This window comes from Streptomyces sp. SM1, from assembly GCF_002910825.1.
In the GTDB taxonomy this organism is placed as follows: domain Bacteria; phylum Actinomycetota; class Actinomycetes; order Streptomycetales; family Streptomycetaceae; genus Streptomyces; species Streptomyces okerensis.
Map to the genome: position 1 here is coordinate 1 of NZ_NEUB01000663.1, position 15614 is coordinate 15614.

Consider the following 15614-nt stretch of genomic DNA (forward strand, 5'->3'; position numbering starts at 1 on the left):
TGGCCGGGCCTGCGATACGTATGCGGCTCAGGTACGGATCACCATCGGTACCAGCGGCCCCGGCCCCCACCTGCCGAGGTGGAACGCATGACGAAGCCGAGCAGCCAGAGCACCAGAACGGCGATGGCGACCCACCACAGCACCTTCACGGCGAAACCGGCACCGAAGAGGATCAGGGCAAGAAGCAGAACGAGCAACAGGGGAACCATAGTTATCAACCTCCTGGAGCACCGATTGCCCCCTGTCGGCACCTTCATTCCCCAGTCCCGCCTTGTTTGTGAAGGAACAATGGGGGCACTTGTGCGTCACCACGAGAGCGGTGAGAACGCCACGAGGAGGCGTGTTCCATGAGTGCCGGCGAAAAGGCCGAGGCGAAGACCGAGCAGGCCCGGGGCAAGGCCGAAGAGGCTCTGGGAAGCGCCGTCGGAAACGACCGGATGGCCGACGGTGGCCAGGCCAGGAAGAGCAAGGGCGACGCCCGCGAGGCCAAGGAAAAGACGAAGGACGCCTTCAAGCACTGAGGCCGCCACGGCTTGGGAGAGGGACCGCCCCGAAGCAATCCGGGCCGGTCCCTCCCGCATGCCCCCGCCGTATCGAGGAGTCACCGGTGCTTCCGCCGGGCGTCCGTCAGTAGTTCTGGTTCTCGCTCTCCGCGGTCAGCCACTGCATGTGGTCGTGGAACTGCTGCCCCGCCTTCTGGAACAGCTGGTACTCCCCGGCCTGGAGGTTCCGGACACCGAACTCCGAGCCGAGGTGCTCGTCGACGACCTTCATGAGGGCGAAGGGCCCGGTCGCCACGGGGCCGGCCATGTGGAGCTCTTCGGCGTCCATGTCCCCGAGGGAACGGGCGATCTTGTCGATCACCTTCTCCATGACGGCGGAGTTCCGCTGCGCGCCGATGAAGTGGTTGCCGTAGCCACCCGTGTCGAGGAGGTAGCGCGCCGCGGTCCTGACCTGTTCCGTGGTCGCGACCCCCGTGACGGGCGGGGCACCCGCGGCCGAGAGGGATGCGTTGAGGCTGCTTTCGTCCCGGATGAGCGGTCCGAGGACCGGGACGTCGTTCTCTCGGAGCGTCGGCCGGGTCTGCTTGAGGTCGATCGTCCCGGACCCCGGGTCCACGTCGGCGTACACACCGCCGAGCTTCTTGAGGATGCTGTAGCGGGCGATGTCGGAGGCCAAGGGGTACGCCTTCGTGGGACCCCCGGTCGCCTTCTCGTACGTGGCCGCGACCCGCTCGTCGAGGGCGTCCTCGATGTACTTGAACTCGATCGCCCTGGCTCTTCTCACCCGGAACGAGTCGCCCACTGACCAGCTACTGCGCTTGTCCGTCCACAGGTTGATGCGCCAGTCGGAGTTCTGCGCCTTCTCCGCCCACGCCAGGACGTTGGCAAGCGCCTCCTTGCTGATGCCGCCGCCGATCCGGATGAAATGGACCAGGGGCGGGATGCGGGGGCGTTCCTCGGCAGAGGCCTGAGACACCACCTGGCGGAGGGTGTCGAGATAGGCCGGCTGCGGATCGAGGGCCTCGAGACGCTTCATGACGAGCGAGACGGCCTCGTGGTTGCCCTTGAGGATCGATTCGAAGACGAACCGGCGGACGTCCTGCTCGTTGTCGGAGTCCACGGCCTCCCGGCCCGTGGCATCGTCCTTGTCGTACGAGACGTGGAGTGGGACGCGCTGCACGGAGTGGACGGGGGCGACGCAGGGGAGGGTGCCGCTGCGCGTTGCACGGGCGCGGCAGGCTGCGGGGCGGCCGACATGACCCGTGTGGCGTTCGCCTCGGCTTCCCGCTCGAAGCGGTCCGACGGGTCGGAGACCTTCAGGCCGTTGCCGTTGCCGTTGCCGTTGCCGTTGTCGGTACCGGCGACGGGGCCCGTGCGCTGCTGGACGACGTGGGTGAGCTCGTGGGCCAGCGTGTGGCTGTCCACACTGTCGCCCCCGAGGACGATGTGGCTGCCGCTGGTGTAGGCGTGGGCGCCGACTTCGGCGGCGGAGGCTTTGGCAGCGCTGTCGTTGTGGATGCGCACGCCGGAGAAGTCGGTGCCCATGCGCGCTTCCATGTCGGTACGGGTGGCGTCGTCCAGCGGGCGTCCGGGGGAACGCAGCACGTCGTGGACGGCGGAACGCTGCACCGGCTCCTGGTGGCCGCATCCGGCGTCGTGCCGGTGCTCCTCCTGTGTCCACGCGTGGCCGGCCTGACGGAGCATCTGGACGATCGCCGTGTTGCCCGCACTGCCCTGCAGGCCGAGCAGGCCGGGCTGACGCGCGGGCGGCGCGGGCGCACACCTGCGCGCCGGGGCGTGGCCGGCGGCCCCGGTGCGTGTGGCCTTCTCGTGATCGTGCACGGACCCTCTCTTCTGGCTTCCGGCAGGGGAATCGTCGACCTCTTCTGGGTACGAGAGAACAGCCGCCGGCGCAAGAAGCGATCGGGCAGTCCGTACGGGCCGAACGGGTACTTCCCGAGGGCGGAGCGCCCCCGTCCGCCTCCGCCTCGCCCGCCTCCCGGCGCGCATCGCGGTGCCGGCGCCCTTCCCGCCCGATCACGCCATGCGGCCGATGAGCTTTCCCGGACGCCGGCCGGACAGACAGATCAGCGCAGTCCGGCGAAGAGATCGTTCTCGGGTACGGCGGCGCCGGTGGCGTCCTTGACGCGTACGAAGGTCTCCGTGCCCATCAGCTCACCGAACCTCTCCTTGCCCATCCTGAGAAAGAAGATGTTCTCGCCCTGACTGGCGTGCGCGGCCAGCGCGTCGAACTTCTGCCCGCTGAACGCGGTGGTGTCCACCCACGTGGTGATCTCATCGTCGGGGAGCCCGATCTCGGCCATCGCGGCGGCCTCGGCGGGATCCGGCTCCGGCATGTCCGGATGGAACTCGCGCATGATCTCCCCGAACCGCCGCATCCCCGAGCGGGGAATCGTGGTCCAGTACACCTTCGGTGTCAGCGACGTCATCTCCAGCGCGGCCATCGTGATGCGGTGGGCCTGGATGTGGTCGGGGTGCCCGTAGAAGCCGTTCTCGTCGTAGGTGACGACCACATCAGGTCGGTAGTGCCGCATGAGTTCCGCGAGCCGGGCGGCACCTTCCTCGACGGGGGTCCGCCAGAAGGATCCGGGGGCGTCGTTGGTCGGCCAGCCCGTCATCCCGGAGTCGGCGTAGTCGAGCATCTCCAGATCGCTGATCTTCAGGACCTCACAGCTCGCCTCGAGTTCGCGTCGGCGCATCAGGGCGACGGCCGCCGGATCATGACCGGGATCGCCCGGCTTGACACCCCCCGGCCCGTCACCGCAACCGCCGTCGGTACACGTCACGAGCACCGTGCGGATGCCTTCCGCCGCGTACCGCGCGAGGACCCCTCCGGTCCCGGTGGCCTCGTCGTCGGGGTGGGCGTGTACCGCCATGAGCGTCAGGGGCCGGTCGGTCATGAAGCAGTCCTCCTGCGGAAAACGTCCTGGTCCGGGCTGCGCGGCGGGCGTGCCGCGATGCCGGGGCCCGGCTGCCGACCGGGGCGGACGAGCTCGTACGCTCTCCGTGTCCCCGCCCGCGCGGCACCGGCACCTCGGTCGATGCAACAACGCGGCCCGGACCGGCTGTTCCCACCACGGCCGCTCGGTTTGCCCCGGTCAGGCGCCCGATCCGGCGGACGGGGCCGTGGTGTCAGCGCAGGCATCGCTGGCGGTGGTTTCGCCGGCGTTCCTGGCTCTCGGAGGCGTACGCGACGGTCCAGTCGTAGAGATGGGCGAACGGCCCGCGCAGGGATGCGCCGAGGGCGGTCGGCGAGTACTCGACGGCGACCGGCGGGGTCTTGATCGTGTAGATGCCGCCGTTGTTGCCGACGCCGTACATCAGGCCGTTCTGCACCCGGAACTCGATGCCGATCAGAGCCGAGTCGCCGGTGAGCCCGACGAGCTCCGGGACCCGGTCGAGCACGTTCGGCCGGTCGGTCGTGAACGTGGCCATCAGGGTGCCGTCACCTGTGATCCCGAACGCGCGCAGGCTGGCAGTGGCGGTGGGAGCGGCCGAGCCACTTCCCGGCGCGCTCAGCGCGCGCTCACCGCGGGGCAGCCCTGCCCGGAACAGCCGTGTCAGGCAACGCAGACCCGACCCGGGCGCGTGACCAACTCCGCGTGCTCCATTGACATTTCACTCAGCAGGCCTACCTTTGGGAGCGCTCCCATCACAGCTTGCCACTGGAAGGAGTTCCCCCCACATGCGTAAACAGAGTTCGTTGACCGGGCGTTCGCGGTCGTCCCGCCGTCGGCCTCTCCAGGTGCTCGTCATGCTGTTCGCCGTAATGGTCGGCGCACTGACCTGGCCGGCCCCCGCCCAGGCTCACGGCACCATCGTCGGCCCCGCCTCCCGCGCGTATCAGTGCTGGAAGACGTGGGGCAGCAACCACACGAACCCGGCCATGCAGACCGAAGACCCCATGTGCTGGCAGGCTTTCCAGGCCAATCCCGACACCATGTGGAACTGGATGAGTGCGCTCCGCGACGGCCTCGGTGGCCAGTTCCAGGCGCGGACCCCCGACGGGACGCTTTGCAGCAACAACCTCTCGAGGAACGCCAGCCTGAACACGCCCGGGCAGTGGAAGACCACCACCGTCGGCAACAACTTCTCGGTCCACCTGTACGACCAGGCGTCCCACGGTGCCGACTACTTCAAGGTCTACGTCAGCAAGCAGGGCTTCAACCCCAAGACCCAGAACCTGGGCTGGGGCGACCTCGACTTCATCACGCAGACCGGCCGTTTCGCCCCGGCGCAGGACATCACGTTCCCCGTCCAGACCTCCGGCTACACCGGACACCACATCCTGTTCGTGATCTGGCAGGCCTCGCACCTCGACCAGGCCTACATGTGGTGCAGCGACGTGAACTTCGGCTGAGCCGGGAAGCGCCGCGCAGGCCACCGGCCCCCGCCAGGCGCCGGTAATCCGCCGCCCGACCCGACCGAGCTCCGTCGGGACAGGGGACCCATGCGGTCACCCTGCCCCGACGGGGCTTCCCGCGCTCCTGGCGCTGCGACCGGGAACCTCTGCCGGACCGCTCGTTGTGCTGGATGTCAGGACAATGCACCAGGCAAAAGGAAAACCCCAGGGCGTTGACCTGGGGTTTCGCATGGAGCGGGTGACGAGAATCGAACTCGCGCTCTCAGCTTGGGAAGCGACGGGCCTTGGACGGTCGCCCCCGCTCTGACCCGCGGGTACATGGTCAACGATGAGGATGTGCTACTTCGGCGCATGCTCCTGTCGACCGTAGTTGTCCGCTCTGAAGGGCACGCAGTGGGCACGGCGCGGTGAAGCGGCCCGACCAGAGGCGCAGATGCGTACGTGTCGAACCTACGCCTCCGAGTTCTGCCCGCCGAGGGGGCCTCGGTTGCCTCCGCACATGATCTGGAGGAATTTGTGGGGCGCAACGCCGCAGGCCGAGCATCCCCTCTGCCCGCGACCCATTCAAATCTGGCCGAGGTCGATCTCCGCCGCGAAGGGGGCGGTGACCTTCAAGACGCCGGCGAACACGTCCCCCTCGCGGTACGTCCTCGTCGCGGGGTCGAGCAGGTACGTATACACCAGCGGTGCACCCGTCGCGGCTTGCTCGATCCGCCAGTAGAAGCCGATCCCGGCCTTGGCGTACTGGTCCACCTTCACGATCCGGTCGGTGGTTTCCGAGCCCGGCGACACGACCTCGGCCACGAGCAGTACGTGCTCGGGCCGGGTGGGTGTGATGTCGATCGTGTCCGCACGGTAGACGATGACGTCGGGGCGGCGATTGGTCAGCGGGACGTCCTGCAGCCGGACGTCGAAATCAGTGTCGGCGTTCCAGTCCGGGCCTGCGGCGGCGTCCAGGGCATTCGCCAGGAGCCGGGCCAGCCGATTGTGCCGCTTGGACGCGCTGGGACTCACGACGACCATTCCATCCACGATCTCGATGCCGGCGCACTGCTCCTCGGACCACGACTCGTACTCCTCCGCCGTGATCTGCTCGTGCATCCACGCCGGGGCCACCATCTCGGCAGTCATGACACGCCTCCCGGACGCTGTGCGGCGGGCCTGGTCCCGCGCGACTCAGCGTACTGCGTTCGCTCGTCCGGCGTTCTGCGCAGAACTCGGCTCGCGGTTGACTCTCATCAGCCATGCGAACGTTCTGTTGCCCGTGCCGGCAGTTGTGACTCCTCTACAGGAGCGGACGGCCGAACGGAGACTTGCGGCGCTACCGTCCGGTCTTCTGGCTCCGGTAGTAGCGCCTGGTGAGGGCGTGTGTCTGCCGATACCGGGCTGATGGGCGGAGCAGGTACCTCGCCTGACAGGCACCCGGAGGACAAGAATGGACGCGACACGACCGATGTGAGTCGGCCTCAACGAACCGCTCTGGGTACGGGCGTCTCTCGCCGCCTGTCGTGCACGAGCTCGTTGGCCTCGATCTTGCGTGACGGTCCGCCGACGAAGTCGGTGGACCGTTTTCGTTCTGAGGGGTGAAGTTGGGCAGACTGCGGGCCCGAGTGTCGTCTCGGGTGGACGCCGGGTTCCACTGCTCCGGCTGGAGGATTTCTCTCGCAGAGACGGGTGGATCCGCTGGTCAGCCGGGGTTCGGCAGGAGGGCGAGCCGTTCGAGGGCGGCGGTGATGTGGCGGGTCCAGGGCCAGTGCCGGGCCAGGCGGAGGATCGGCCGGCGGCCGGTGGTCACGAACTGCCCGGCCGCGCTGAACAGGCGGAGGCGCAGGCGGCGGGGTTCCCAGAGCCCGGCTGTGCCGGTCGGAGCGAGCATCGGCATCCAGGCCAGCAGATCGAGAGCGATCTGCACGATCTCCGCCCAGATCTGGTTCTGGGCGGTGCGGTGCGGTGCGGAGGGAAGTTCCGCAGGCCGGTGGCCAGGGCGGCCCGAATCCGGTCCTCGGCCCTCGCTCGCAGCCGGTGACGGAGCTCGAGTTCGGCGATCGGCCGGCCGACGGTGTTGGTGGCGAGACAGGTCAGCCGCATGCCGTCCGCGTCCGTGAGCCGCAACTGGGCTCCGGGGCGGGGCCGTTCCTTCCTGACGATCAGCCGCATGCCTTGGGCCAGCCGTCCAGGACGCCGCCGGTGAGTTCGGCGCCCCAGGCGCCGTCCCGGATCTCGCCGTCCGCCTCGGCGGCCGGTGTCCAGGCCGAGGCCGGAACCTTCAGCACATGCTGGTGGATCGCGTCGGTGACCGTCATGCCGACCGAGTAGAACAGCCACCGCCCTCGCCGGGCGAGCCAGGCGACGAAGTCGTGGGTGCCGCCCGCTGAGTCGGTGCGGATCAGGGTCTGACGACCGCGCCGGTATTCCTTCGGCAGTTGAGCCAGAGCCGGTTGGGCGGCGGTGACGTGGTCGGTGGCGGTGTTCGAGCCCGCGTTCCGGTCCTGAGCAGGGCCGCCACCGGCTCTCCGGTGCCGCCCGGCCCGTGATCGACGAACCCCATCAGCGGGTGATGACCCAGGTCCGCTTCCAGGTCGGGGCCGCGTCCTCCCGCGGAAACGTCTGGCGGTTGGCCGATCGGGAAGCGCCCGATGCCGACGGGACGGTGACCGTCGATCTCGACGGGGTGCTGGTGATCGCGCACTCCGGCAAACGACGGAGTCGATCAGGCGGGAGACCGTCGGGTCGGAGGCGACCGCCCCGAACACGGCCGGCTCGGCCCGCGGCATGCCGACATCGGCGAGGCAGTCTCCCCCCAGCGCCACCGCCAGTGCGACGTCCAGCAGGATCTTCCCCGGATCGTGGACAGCCCGCGGCCTCCGCCACAGTGTCAGCGCCGCGGATATCGCGGTGTCGAGACCGGCCTTGCGGACGGTCTCGACCAGCAAGCACGCCCCCGGCCTGCGAGACCACCGCCCGGCCGCCGCCCTCGATGTGGACACGCGGGTACGACCCGATACGCCGCCCACGACCCTCACAGCGCAGCACCGGGTGCAGGCGCCGGTGCCATCCGCCGGCCGCCCGCTCACCCTCTACGCGGGTGCGCTCGCCGCGGTGGTCGTCGTCGGCATGCCCGAGGGCTTCCGCTTCTACGACCTCCGCCACACGGGGCACACGCTGTCCACCCGGTCCGGTGCCACCCTCAAGGACACGATGGTCCGCGTGGGCCAGTCCTCGGAGAAGGCGGCGCTGATCTATCAGCACTCCGACGACGAGCGACAGCAGGAGGTCGCGGCCGGCCTCGACGCCACCGTGCGGAAGGCGCGGGCCGCCGCAGCCAGGAAGGTGTCGGACAAGCCTTCTGGCACGAATCTGGCACGCGGCGAGTGATCGCCGAGAAGAGCAAAAAGGTGGCCCGGGTCTCTGACCTGGGCCTTCTCAGTGGAGCGGGTGACGAGAATCGAACTCGCGCTCTCAGCTTGGGAAGCTGATGTTCTACCATTAAACTACACCCGCGTGAGATCCAGACCCGCTGCACGAGCGGTGTCCGAATGCTCGCTCACTCTACCCCATGGCAGGCCCCCGGTGTTCAGGACCCGGGGGCCTGACGGTGTTTCAGGGCATGGATGCGGCTGCGGGGGGCACGCGTTGGGGCGTACCGTGAAGTGGTGGCGCGGGTGCGGGGTGCCGCCTGGAGGGTCGTTCCTTTGATCCCGTAACGTGGCTTTTGTCGTCAGGGCAGTAAGCCAGACGCGGCTCTTGGGGAAGGGACTCTTGGACTTGATGGAGCGCACCGTCGTCCGATGTGCCGATGGGCACGTGTTCACCGCCGCCTCGTTTCCGATGCAGCAGGCCGATCGACTCGGCCCCGGTCGGCTACTGAGGTGTCCGCGCTGTGCGCGGCTTCGCAGTGTGGTACCGGTCACCTTGCAGAGGCGGTAGCGCGGGCGGCAGACAGAGGGCGTGGGCGCGCGGGGCGGCCGGTGGTGGTCGGCCCGCGCGTCTTGCGTATTCTCGGGGCGTGCTTCTCTCAGACAAGGACATCCGGGCCGAGATCGACGCCGGACGGGTGCGGATCGATCCCTACGACGAATCCATGGTGCAGCCGTCCAGTATCGACGTACGCCTCGACCGCTACTTCCGGGTGTTCGAGAATCACCGGTACCCCCACATCGACCCCTCCGTGGAGCAGGTGGATCTGACCCGGCTCGTGGAGCCGGAGGGTGACGAGCCGTTCATCCTGCATCCCGGCGAGTTCGTGCTGGCCAGCACGTACGAGGTCATCTCGCTGCCGGACGATCTCGCCTCGCGGCTGGAGGGCAAGAGCTCGCTCGGGCGGCTCGGGCTGGTGACGCACTCCACCGCCGGGTTCATCGACCCCGGGTTCTCCGGGCACGTGACCCTGGAGCTCAGCAACCTCGCGACGCTCCCCATCAAGCTGTGGCCCGGTATGAAGATCGGGCAGCTGTGCATGTTCCGGCTCACCTCGCCGACCGAGCACCCGTACGGCAGTGAGCGCTACGGCTCCCGGTACCAGGGGCAGCGGGGGCCGACGGCCTCGCGGTCCTACCTCAACTTCCACCGGACCCAGGTGTGAGCGCAGTGCGGGAGAACCTGAGCTACGAGCAGTTCGGCGTCGCCGTCCGTGAACTCGCCCAGGCCATCGCCGACGACGGGTACCGGCCCGACGTCGTGCTGAGCATCGCGCGGGGCGGTGTCTTCGTCGCCGGCGGGCTCGCCTACGCGCTCGACTGCAAGAACATCCACCTGGTCAACGTGGAGTTCTACACGGGGGCCGGGACCACGCTCGAGATGCCCGTCATGCTCGCGCCCGTGCCCAACGCCATCGACTTCACCGACAAGAAGGTGCTGATCGCGGACGACGTCGCCGACACCGGCAAGACGCTCAAGCTCGTCCGCGACTTCTGCCTCGACGCCGTCGCCGAGGTGCGCAGCGCCGTCGTCTACGAGAAGACGCAGTCGCTGGTGAAATGCGAGTACGTGTGGAAGCGGACCGATGAGTGGATCAACTTCCCGTGGAGCTGAGGGGCTCCCCTTGGGGAGCCCCTTGTTGTGTGTGGCCGTGGGGTCAGAAGGTGCCCAGCTTCACGATCGACAGCAGGGCGATCAGCTGGATCGCCGACGCGCCCAGGGCCTTCGGCCACGGGAGGTCGTGGGAACGGCTGACCATGACGGTGAGCAGGGCGCCGCCCGCCACCCAGGTGGCCCAGCCGAGGAGCTGGACGAAGGACGCGTCGCCGCCGGCGAACATGGCGACGACCAGGCGGGGGGCGTCCGTGAGGGACATGATCAGCATGGAGAGGCCGACCGTGGGCTGCCAGGCGCCCGTGCCGCCGAGCTGGCGGGCCAGGGTGTGGGTGACCACGCCGAGGACGAACGAGCTGATCACCAGGGCGACGGCGGTCGTCAGGACGATCGGGACCGCGTTCGAGAGGGTGGCGTTGATGGCGTCCTCGCGGGCGCCGTCGAAGCCGAAGACGGCGAGCAGGCCGTAGAGGAACGTGACGACGAGGGCCGGGCCCCACATCGCGTAGTCGCGCATCTGGAGGAAGGTCTGCGCGGGGGACAGGACGATGCCCTTGAGCAGGTCCTTCCAGCGCAGCCGGGGGCCGACCGGGCCGGGGGGCGGGGCCGCGCCGGCCTGGTAGGTGTCGCCCTGGTTGTAGGGGTCGTCGTTGATCGAGAAGGCCTGGGTGTGGCCCGCGTTGTTGGCCGCGTACGGGTCCGGCGGGGCGCCGTGGTGGCCCTGGGGGCCGTGAGGGTACGCGCCGTCGCCGAAGTACTCCGGCTCGCCGTAGCCGGACGGGCCCCCGTGTCCGCCGCGGCCGCCGTGTGCCTGCGGCCAGGGGCTGCCGCCTCCGCCGCCCTGTCCGTATGACGGGGGCTGCGGCGCCTGCGGGTAGCCGTATGACGGCCCCGGCGGCGTCTGCTGTCCGTGCGGAGGGTGTTGCGGTCGCGCGTTGGGAGCGCCGTTGTTGTTCCGGCCGCGTCCGATCCTGAATCCAGCCACGTCATCGAACGTACCTGTTCCCCGGCGGTCGCGTGCCGGGCCCCGGCTTCCGGGGAGGGCTTTGCGGCCGAGCTGTGACATCCCCTAAGGGGCCGTCAGCCCCGGGGTCCGTCGTCCGTAGGGGTGGGGGGCGTTCCGGCCCTCCGCAGGACGGAGGACGGAGGACGGAGGACGGAGGACGGAGGAGGACAGCGGGAGATGCGGGCGCCGATTCGTGGTGTGCCGCTGGTCCAGTTGTCGAGCCGTGAGAGGTTCATCGCGGCTGCGGCGAAGAGGTGCTGGAGGTGTGTCTTGGGCTGCCCGCGGTAGCGGGACCGGCGCAGGCCGTAGGCACGGACTCCTTGGGAGAGGGTGGCCTCGATGCCGTTGCGCTACTGGTAGCGGCCACGCCATTCGCGGGTTTGCTGGGCGGCGCGGTTCTGCTGGATCGCTTGGTGCTCGTCGTGGTGCCGCAGCATGATCTCGCGGCGCTGGCCGGTGGCCGATCCGACGCATGTGCGCAGGTCAGGGCAGGGGCGACACTCGCTGTGGCGGAAGCGGACCCGGACGACTTCAGCGCCCTTGGAGTTGGTGCGGGGGTACCACTGATCGGTGGTGGCCCCGTTGGGGCAGGTCACCTGCCGGCGGCCCCAGTCGACGGTGAAGGCGGCGGTGGCAAACCGGCCCTTGGCCTGAACCGTGGTGTTTCTCTGGACCGGTCCCAGCAGTTCAACGCCCGTGCGCTCAGCGGCGGGGATGTTGCTGCCGTCGATGTAGTTCCCGTCGGCCGGGTGGACGGCGGGCAGCATGTCGCGGGCGGCCAGGTCGGCCTGGATGGTCTGGGTCATCTTGGAGTCGTTGACCGACGCGTCCGTGGTGGCGACGTGTGTGATCAAGTTCGGCACGTCTGGCTCACACGTCTCCGTCAGATGGATCAGATAGCCGGCCCACCCGGAACCGGCCTTGGCGCCCCGGCGGGCATCCCGGTCATAGGGCGAACAGGGCTGGAGTCTGCCCGGCGGGAGGTCCTTCTCCTCCCGCCAGTGCACCTCGCCCTCACTGACCTGGTAGTTCTTCACCCAGATCTGCCGCAGCACTTCTACTGACCCAAGCGTCCTCACCTCGCGCGGTGCATCGGAAGCGAAGACCGCGGTCATCAGCCGCACGCCGTCCGCGCCGACCTGAGCCGTCCAAGCCCGCTGTTTGTCCTTGCTCCTGGGCAGCCGGGCCTCCTCGACCCGGTGGCCGTAACGGTCGAACCACTCCAGATCAACCCGCTCAGCCAGCCAGTCCGGCGCCACGGCCGCGATTGAATTCAGGGCCGCTCGCAGGCTCTCCCGACCAGAGCCAGCCGGTTCAGTCCCGTGATCGCACCCAGCACCTTCGCGGAGTCGGTCCGCTGCCGCCCCGCGGTCTTCAAGAGCCCGCGCTCCCTGGCCGGCCGCGGGACCCAATCGAAGACCTCCCCGGCCTTCTCACCCGCCAGCAGCCGGGACCGGAACTCGCTGAGCACCGAGTAGTCGAACCCGGTGTCCATCAGCTCCAGGCCGATCGCGTACTTCCAGTCGATCCTCGTCCGCACGGCGTCGGCAGCCTGCCGGTCGGACAGCCCTTCGGCGAACTGCAACACCGTGACCAGGGCCAACACGCCCGGTGCGACAGCGGGGCGTCCCCGCTCGGGATACAGGTCGGCGAACGCCTCCCCCGAGAAGACCTCGGCGAACTCCTCCCGCAGCCGTATCGCGAACGCACCACGAGGACACACCACCCGCGCAACCCGCGCAGTCTCCTCCGGAATATCCCCCAGCCCCAGCACATGCAGCGACACCGACGCCCTCCCCAGACGCGAAATTGGCCTTCACCACCCACAACCGGGCGGTGAAGGCCAACGTCACGCGGAGGGGCCAGACACGAACCAACAGAGTCAGGTGGGCGGCCCCTTCGGTGGTTCGGCGGTGCGGCGGGTTACTTCACCGGCTCCGGCTCCGGAGCGGGCTCGCTCTCCTCGTCACCGGCCGGGTCGGCCGGGGTCTTGACGGACTCCAGCAGCAGCTGGGCGACGTCGACGACCTGGACGGACTCCTTGGCCTGGGCGCCCGCGGCGGAGCCGCTCTCAGCCGCAGCCTTCTTGCCGTTGACCGAGTCGGTCAGCATGACCAGGCAGAACGGGCAGGCGGTGGAGACGATGTCCGGGTTGAGGGCGAGGGCCTCGTCGACGCGCTCGTTGTTGATGCGCTTGCCGATCCGCTCCTCCATCCACATCCGCGCACCGCCGGCGCCGCAGCAGAAGCCGCGCTCCTTGTGCCGGTGCATCTCCTCGTTGCGCAGGCCCGGGACCTTGCCGATGATCTCGCGCGGGGGCGTGTAGATCTTGTTGTGGCGGCCCAGGTAGCACGGGTCGTGGTAGGTGATGAGGCCCTCGACCGGGGTGACCGGGATGAGCATGCCCTCGTCCACCAGGTGCTGGAGCAGCTGGGTGTGGTGGATGACCTCGTAGTCGCCGCCGAGCTGCGGGTACTCGTTGCCGAGGGTGTTGAGACAGTGCGGGCAGGTGGCGACGATCTTCTTCGCGGACCGGGGCTTCTTCGACTCCTCGGTGAAGTTGCCCTCGTCGTCCATCTCCTCGCCGAACGCCATGTTCAGCGCGGAGACGTTCTCCATGCCGAGCTCCTGGAAGAGGGGCTCGTTGCCCAGGCGCCGCGCGGAGTCACCGGTGCACTTCTCGTCGCCGCCCATGATGGCGAACTTGACGCCCGCGATGTGGAGGAGTTCCGCGAAGGCCTTGGTGGTCTTCTTGGCGCGGTCCTCCAGGGCGCCGGCGCAGCCGACCCAGTACAGGTACTCGACCTCGGACAGGTCCTCGATGTCCTTGCCGACGACCGGGACCTCGAAGTCGACCTCCTTGGTCCACTCCAGGCGCTGCTTCTTCGCCAGGCCCCAGGGGTTGCCCTTCTTCTCCAGGTTCTTGAGCATCGTGCCCGCCTCGGACGGGAACGCGGACTCGATCATCACCTGGTAGCGGCGCATGTCGACGATGTGGTCGACATGCTCGATGTCGACGGGGCACTGCTCGACGCAGGCGCCGCAGGTGGTGCAGGACCACAGGACGTCGGGGTCGATGACGCCGTTCTCTTCGAGGGTGCCGATCAGCGGGCGCTCGGCCTCGGCGAGGGCGGCGGCGGGCACGCCGGCCAGCTGCTCCTCGGACGCCTTCTCCTCGCCCTCCATGGTCTTGCCGCCGCCGGCCAGCAGGTAGGGGGCCTTGGCGTGCGCGTGGTCGCGCAGGGACATGATCAGGAGCTTGGGGGAGAGCGGCTTGCCGGTGTTCCAGGCGGGGCACTGCGACTGGCAGCGGCCGCACTCCGTGCAGGTGGAGAAGTCCAGCAGGCCCTTCCAGGAGAACTGCTCGACCTGGGAGACGCCGAAGACGTCGTCGTCACCGGGGTCGGTGAAGTCGATCGGCTTGCCGCCCGAGGTCATCGGCTGCAGGGCGCCGAGCGCGGTGCCGCCGTCGGCCTCCCGCTTGAACCAGATGTTCGGGAAGGCGAGGAAGCGGTGCCAGGCCACACCCATGTTGAGGGTGAGCGAGACGACGATCATCCAGACGAACGAGGTCCCGATCTTGATCGTGGCGACCAGGTAGACCAGGTTCTGCAGCGTCCCGACCGACAGGCCGTCGAAGGCGAGGACCAGCGGGTACGAGGCGAAGTACGCGGGCTCGTAGGCGTCCACGTGGTGCAGGGCGCCCTCCAGGCCGCGCAGCACGTAGATGGCCAGGCCGATGGTGAGGATGACGTACTCGACGAAGTACGCCTGGCCCGACTTGGAGCCGGTGAAGCGGGACTTGCGGCCGGGGCGGGACGGAAGGCTCAGCAGCCGGATGACGATGAGGACGGCGATGCCGAGCACGGTCATCACGCCGATGAACTCGATGTACATCTCGAACGGCAGGAAGCCGCCGATGACCGGCAGCACCCAGTCGGCCTGGAAGAGCTGGCCGAAGGCCTGGGCGAGGGTCGGTGGCAGCGTCAGGAAGCCGACGGCGACGAACCAGTGGGCGATGCCGACGATGCCCCACCGGTTCATGCGGGTGTGGCCGAGGAATTCCTTCACCAGGGTCACACTGCGCTGGTAGGGATTGTCGGTCCGGGTCCCTGCCGGGACCGGCTGGCCCAGTCTGAAGTACCGGACGAACTGGCCGATCGCGCGTGCGAGCAGCGCGACGCCGACCACGGTCAGTACCAGCGACACGATGATCGCGGCGAGTTGCATGGGGGCTCCTCGGGCCTGCGAGGGGTTTCGAGCGGGATGGTCCGGGTGTCCCCGGGGGCTCCCGTACGGCTTCCCCGGGATTACTAAGCGGTAACTTATGCAGTCCGTCTGAGACTACCCCGATCTCCGGCCGCACTGTAGCCGGGCACGGGGTGATCTGAATCGCTGAGGGTCGCCTATGGGGACGGGCTCCGGGGTGGTCCCGGATGGCGTCCGGGATCCGATCGTGTTATTCACGCTAAATCGGTCGATACGCACCTAACTTATATCCGTGCTCTACGGGATCGTCGCCGCCGCCACCGCCCTGCTGCTCTCCGCCCTCCTCACGGCGGTGCTGCGGGCCCCCGCCCTGCGCCTGGGAATCCTGGACCGCAGGCGGCGGCGTCCGGTGCCGCTGTCCGGGGGAGCGGCCGTGGCGCTGGTCACCGGCCTGGTCGCGGTCGCCGGGGACCGGGCCGGG

The 15614-nt window shown here is 68.9% G+C and carries 11 protein-coding genes, 1 tRNA gene and 5 pseudogenes; 6 read left to right on the forward strand and 11 right to left on the reverse strand.

Going from position 1 to position 15614, the window contains the following annotated elements; genetic code table 11:
• Positions 1-38: 38 nt before the first annotated feature.
• The gene (locus B9S61_RS17890) at positions 39-209 is read right to left on the reverse strand and encodes a hydrophobic protein (protein WP_103543168.1); all 171 of its coding nucleotides are present in this window, start codon (positions 207-209) and stop codon (positions 39-41) included.
• Between the two features lie 138 nt (positions 210-347).
• On the opposite strand from B9S61_RS17890, the gene B9S61_RS17895 reads away from it, so the two are divergent.
• Positions 348-521, forward strand: coding sequence for a CsbD family protein (locus tag B9S61_RS17895; RefSeq protein WP_103543169.1), 174 nt, complete (start codon positions 348-350; stop codon positions 519-521).
• Positions 522-627: 106 nt separating this feature from the next.
• Here the strand turns inward: B9S61_RS17895 and B9S61_RS17900 are convergent, their stop codons facing one another.
• The 4 genes and pseudogenes from B9S61_RS17900 to B9S61_RS17915 all read right to left on the reverse strand — a co-directional run.
• On the reverse strand, positions 628-1623 hold the full coding sequence (locus tag B9S61_RS17900; RefSeq protein WP_103543170.1) for a glycosyltransferase: 996 nt from the start codon (positions 1621-1623) through the stop codon (positions 628-630).
• The gene (locus B9S61_RS42385) at positions 1536-2345 is read right to left on the reverse strand and encodes a DUF4157 domain-containing protein (RefSeq protein ID WP_374936225.1); all 810 of its coding nucleotides are present in this window, start codon (positions 2343-2345) and stop codon (positions 1536-1538) included. Before B9S61_RS42385 ends, B9S61_RS17900 begins: the two co-directional genes overlap by 88 nt.
• Before the next feature lie 245 nt (positions 2346-2590).
• On the reverse strand, positions 2591-3424 hold the full coding sequence (locus tag B9S61_RS17910) for a PIG-L family deacetylase (protein ID WP_103543172.1): 834 nt from the start codon (positions 3422-3424) through the stop codon (positions 2591-2593).
• 370 nt (positions 3425-3794) lie between these two features.
• Positions 3795-4088: pseudogene (locus tag B9S61_RS17915) on the reverse strand (DUF4394 domain-containing protein); the annotation flags it as partial.
• Positions 4089-4278: 190 nt separating this feature from the next.
• Here B9S61_RS17915 and B9S61_RS17920 point away from each other — a divergent pair.
• On the forward strand, positions 4279-4884 hold the full coding sequence (locus tag B9S61_RS17920; protein ID WP_103543174.1) for a lytic polysaccharide monooxygenase: 606 nt from the start codon (positions 4279-4281) through the stop codon (positions 4882-4884).
• Positions 4885-5451: 567 nt separating this feature from the next.
• Here the strand turns inward: B9S61_RS17920 and B9S61_RS17925 are convergent.
• Both B9S61_RS17925 and B9S61_RS17930 read right to left on the reverse strand, forming a co-directional pair.
• A complete protein-coding gene (locus B9S61_RS17925; protein WP_103543175.1) occupies positions 5452-6018 on the reverse strand; it encodes a Uma2 family endonuclease in 567 nt (188 codons plus the stop codon).
• Positions 6019-6574: 556 nt separating this feature from the next.
• Positions 6575-7890 (reverse strand): annotated as a pseudogene (locus tag B9S61_RS17930) (IS1380 family transposase).
• 93 nt (positions 7891-7983) lie between these two features.
• Between B9S61_RS17930 and B9S61_RS17935 the strand changes: the two are divergent.
• A pseudogene (locus B9S61_RS17935) lies at positions 7984-8262 on the forward strand (site-specific integrase); the annotation flags it as partial.
• 52 nt (positions 8263-8314) lie between these two features.
• Here the strand turns inward: B9S61_RS17935 and B9S61_RS17940 are convergent.
• Positions 8315-8388, reverse strand: a tRNA-Gly gene (locus tag B9S61_RS17940).
• A gap of 505 nt (positions 8389-8893) precedes the next feature.
• Here B9S61_RS17940 and dcd point away from each other — a divergent pair.
• Entirely contained in the window at positions 8894-9469 is a 576-nt protein-coding gene (gene dcd, locus B9S61_RS17950) for a dCTP deaminase (protein WP_103543177.1), read from the forward strand.
• On the forward strand, positions 9466-9918 hold the full coding sequence (locus tag B9S61_RS17955) for a phosphoribosyltransferase (protein ID WP_103543178.1): 453 nt from the start codon (positions 9466-9468) through the stop codon (positions 9916-9918). The genes dcd and B9S61_RS17955 overlap by 4 nt, the downstream gene beginning before the upstream one ends.
• Before the next feature lie 43 nt (positions 9919-9961).
• On the opposite strand, the gene B9S61_RS17960 is transcribed toward B9S61_RS17955, so the two are convergent.
• The 3 genes and pseudogenes from B9S61_RS17960 to B9S61_RS17970 form a co-directional block, all read right to left on the reverse strand.
• Positions 9962-10984: a Yip1 family protein gene (locus B9S61_RS17960; RefSeq protein WP_103543179.1), complete on the reverse strand. Its 1023-nt coding sequence runs from the start codon at positions 10982-10984 to the stop codon at positions 9962-9964.
• Between the two features lie 14 nt (positions 10985-10998).
• Positions 10999-12710 (reverse strand): annotated as a pseudogene (locus B9S61_RS43480) (IS1182 family transposase).
• 137 nt (positions 12711-12847) lie between these two features.
• Complete coding sequence (locus tag B9S61_RS17970) at positions 12848-15154, reverse strand: (Fe-S)-binding protein (protein ID WP_103543180.1); 2307 nt, start codon at positions 15152-15154, stop codon at positions 12848-12850.
• Positions 15155-15425: 271 nt separating this feature from the next.
• On the opposite strand from B9S61_RS17970, the pseudogene B9S61_RS17975 reads away from it, so the two are divergent.
• A pseudogene (locus B9S61_RS17975) lies at positions 15426-15614 on the forward strand (undecaprenyl/decaprenyl-phosphate alpha-N-acetylglucosaminyl 1-phosphate transferase); the annotation flags it as partial.

What these genes read in the sequence shown, in the direction of transcription:
- B9S61_RS17920 (WP_103543174.1), top strand. Translation starts at nt 4,279, where the DNA reads ATGCTGTTCGCCGTAATGGTCGGCGCACTGACCTGGCCGGCCCCCGCC.
- B9S61_RS17960 (WP_103543179.1), bottom strand. Translation starts at nt 10,984, where the DNA reads ATGTCACAGCTCGGCCGCAAAGCCCTCCCCGGAAGCCGGGGCCCGGCA.
- B9S61_RS17925 (WP_103543175.1), bottom strand. Translation starts at nt 6,018, where the DNA reads ATGACTGCCGAGATGGTGGCCCCGGCGTGGATGCACGAGCAGATCACG.
- B9S61_RS17890 (WP_103543168.1), bottom strand. Translation starts at nt 209, where the DNA reads ATGGTTCCCCTGTTGCTCGTTCTGCTTCTTGCCCTGATCCTCTTCGGT.
- B9S61_RS17970 (WP_103543180.1), bottom strand. Translation starts at nt 15,154, where the DNA reads ATGCAACTCGCCGCGATCATCGTGTCGCTGGTACTGACCGTGGTCGGC.
- B9S61_RS17895 (WP_103543169.1), top strand. Translation starts at nt 348, where the DNA reads ATGAGTGCCGGCGAAAAGGCCGAGGCGAAGACCGAGCAGGCCCGGGGC.
- B9S61_RS17910 (WP_103543172.1), bottom strand. Translation starts at nt 3,424, where the DNA reads ATGACCGACCGGCCCCTGACGCTCATGGCGGTACACGCCCACCCCGAC.